Genomic DNA, 2,646 nt, shown 5'->3' with positions numbered 1-2,646 from the left:
GGGCGCCCCAAGCAAAAAACTCGAGGGCCTGGTCGTCCCATCCGCAGGACAAGGCGATGTTGGGGAACTGCCGGGCCAGCATATGCACCTGGCCCATGTCGCCGGAACTTTCCTTGATGGCGACGACGTTTTTCGATTGGCTGACACGCGTGAAATATTCTTCATCCATCGAAACGCACATGCGTCCCGGATAGTTGTAAAGCATGATCGGCAAGCCTGCTGCGCGATCGATAGTCAGCGCGTGAATCGCGTTTTCCTGTGAGGTTGGCAGCGCATAAGGCGGGGACGTGACGAGAATGGCGTCCGCTTTGATCGCTTTGGCATCCTTGGCGTACTGAACCGCATCTTCGGTACGAATCGCCCCGGTACTGACGATCAGTTGTACTCGAGTGCCGATCACGTCTTTGGCGTAGGCCGCCAACTCGGTGCGTTCTTCTGAAGTCTGCGCATAATACTCGCCGGTCGACCCGCCGATAATAATGCCGTGCACCTTCGCCTCAATCAGCGACTCCAAAACCTCCGAGTACACATTCCAGTCAATCTCCCCATCAGAGTTATAAGGAGTTACTGCTGGCGTATAAATACCTTCAAATTTCAAGATAAATGCTCCGAATGCGAGTTAAGTGGAAGATCAACGAGCGCGTCAGCTTTGATGTCTTGAGGCGCGATAAACATCTCCATGTTTTTACGGGACAGCTCCCAATGTTCAAACACGAGATCAACTACGGCAGTTTCATCACGCCGTTCAATGGCTTGAATAAAAGCGTCATGATGTCCGGCGGATTGCTCGAGACGTTTCTCCATGTCCCTGGTTTGAGGGCGAAAAAACGTATTGCCGATACGAGCATGATCAATAAGCAGTCGCCCCAGACTAGGTTCCAGGTAATGATTGCAAGCCATTTCACCCATGATGGCGTGAAACCGATTGTTCTCAACAACCATCACCAGTGCATCTTTTGAAACAGTGCCCTTGCGAAAGCGTTTCTGGGTTTCTTTTAAATCAATCAATTGGTGTGGCTTGAAATTTTGTACCGCCAGGCGGCCAATAGCTGCATAGATCATGGGGGCTACCAGAAAGAAGTTTCGAAGCGTCGCATAATTCATAGGAATGACCCGGGCGCCTCGATTCTCTCGAATGTCTATATAACCTTCGCCAGCCAAACGTCTGAACACTTCACGAACAGGGGTTCGCGATAGACCATAACGCTCACTGATAACAACCTCGTCCAGCGCTTCATCTGGATCAAGTTCCATTGTCAGAATCTGACGTTTCAAGTCTTCGTAAAGAGCACTTTTACTGCCTTTCACAAATGACCTCCAGAGGTTGTTTTGCCGACTAGTACGGGTTAACTGTTGAATCCAGACTGGCATGGGCCAAGAAGACGGTCAATAGAGTGTATTTCTGGCGTATACATTTCCAGATAGGTGCTTCATACGTCCTGAAAAATTATTTTCCCTTTGTTTTCAATGATTTGTAATTTCCGCATCAGCGCCGCAGCTTCAATTGATAACATTTGTTTATGCATTGATAAGAGTAAATGTTTCTTGTTGATGCATGATTGTCGTCGTAGCCTTATAACAGCGATATTCTACCGACGAATTGGATAAGAAAATTTCTCGTACATTCGTTCCATTACTTAGAATCTGTCTGCTCGGACTGAAATAAGGAGCTGTAGAAAAATGGCTATTGATGCAACATCGGCATTACAGAAATGCCTGCATCAGTAAGGACTCGAACGAAATGAGTGCACGGATGGCACCACCATCCAAGAAGGCACATTTTTCGGAAGACGCTCCTGGACGTGGCAAACCGTTCCGGTTCGCGGATAGAAGCAGCACGGTTTGATGGACTTGCATCCACAGACGGTACTGCGAACTCAAGACCGTTTGGCTCACCTCACCTCGTTGAGCAGGCTGAACATGTCGCCCCTTTGGTATTTTGGAGTGTGTTGACCGTGAGCACTAAATCGGCAGTTTCAAATCTTATTGCGCAGCGCAAGCCTGACCACGCGCTGCCAGGTGCCCTTTATAGCGATCCAGACGTTTACAGGCAGGATCTGGAACAGATCTGGCACAAAAGCTGGATCTTCGCAGGACACACATTTGAGCTGGAGAAGTCAGGTCAGTACCTGTCGCTGCAAATCGGCGATTACCCTGTCGCTATCGTGCGCGGCGCAGATAAACAGATTCGGGCCTTCCACAACGCCTGCCGTCATCGCGGTTCCAAGGTGTGCCCGGAAGCCAGCGGCAAGGTCGCCAAACTGGTGTGCCCTTACCACAAATGGACATTCGAGCTGGATGGCAGACTGCTTTTCGCCGGGAACATGGGGGAGGATTTCGACAAGTCTCAGCATGGGTTGAAAACCGTGCATTGTGAGGTCGTCGAAACGTACATCTATGTCTGCGTCGCTGACGTCGCCCCAGACTTTTCTTCGTTCAGGAAATCCGTTACTCCTTTCGTTGCGCCTCATAACCTGGACGACTGCAAAGTCGCGTTTGAGTCGAATATCATCGAGAAAGGCAACTGGAAACTGGTTTTCGAGAACAACCGCGAGTGTTACCACTGCGATTTTACTCACCCGGAATTGATGCACTCATTCGTCGACAACCCATCAGTGGGTGGCGCCGGCGGCGATGAGGATCTTG

At 50.0% G+C, this 2,646-nt stretch carries 3 protein-coding genes; 1 reads left to right on the top strand and 2 read right to left on the bottom strand.

Going from position 1 to position 2,646, the window contains the following annotated elements:
- Positions 1–598 (bottom strand): dihydrodipicolinate synthase family protein (locus tag AC1D1M_RS31280; protein ID WP_477778670.1); only part of this gene is annotated, 598 nt, incomplete at its 3' end.
- Positions 595–1,308, bottom strand: a complete 714-nt coding sequence (locus AC1D1M_RS31275; protein ID WP_477762071.1) for a GntR family transcriptional regulator — start codon at positions 1,306–1,308, stop codon at positions 595–597. The genes AC1D1M_RS31280 and AC1D1M_RS31275, both read right to left, overlap by 4 nt.
- A 647-nt stretch (positions 1,309–1,955) precedes the next feature.
- Here AC1D1M_RS31275 and AC1D1M_RS31270 point away from each other — a divergent pair.
- Positions 1,956–2,646: aromatic ring-hydroxylating oxygenase subunit alpha (locus tag AC1D1M_RS31270; RefSeq protein WP_477778669.1), on the top strand; the 691-nt coding region annotated here is incomplete at its 3' end.

The organism is Pseudomonas sp. P1_F7, assembly GCF_056405655.1.
Note: the sequence above shows the minus strand (reverse complement) of the source record. Positions and strands in the feature narration are given on the sequence as shown.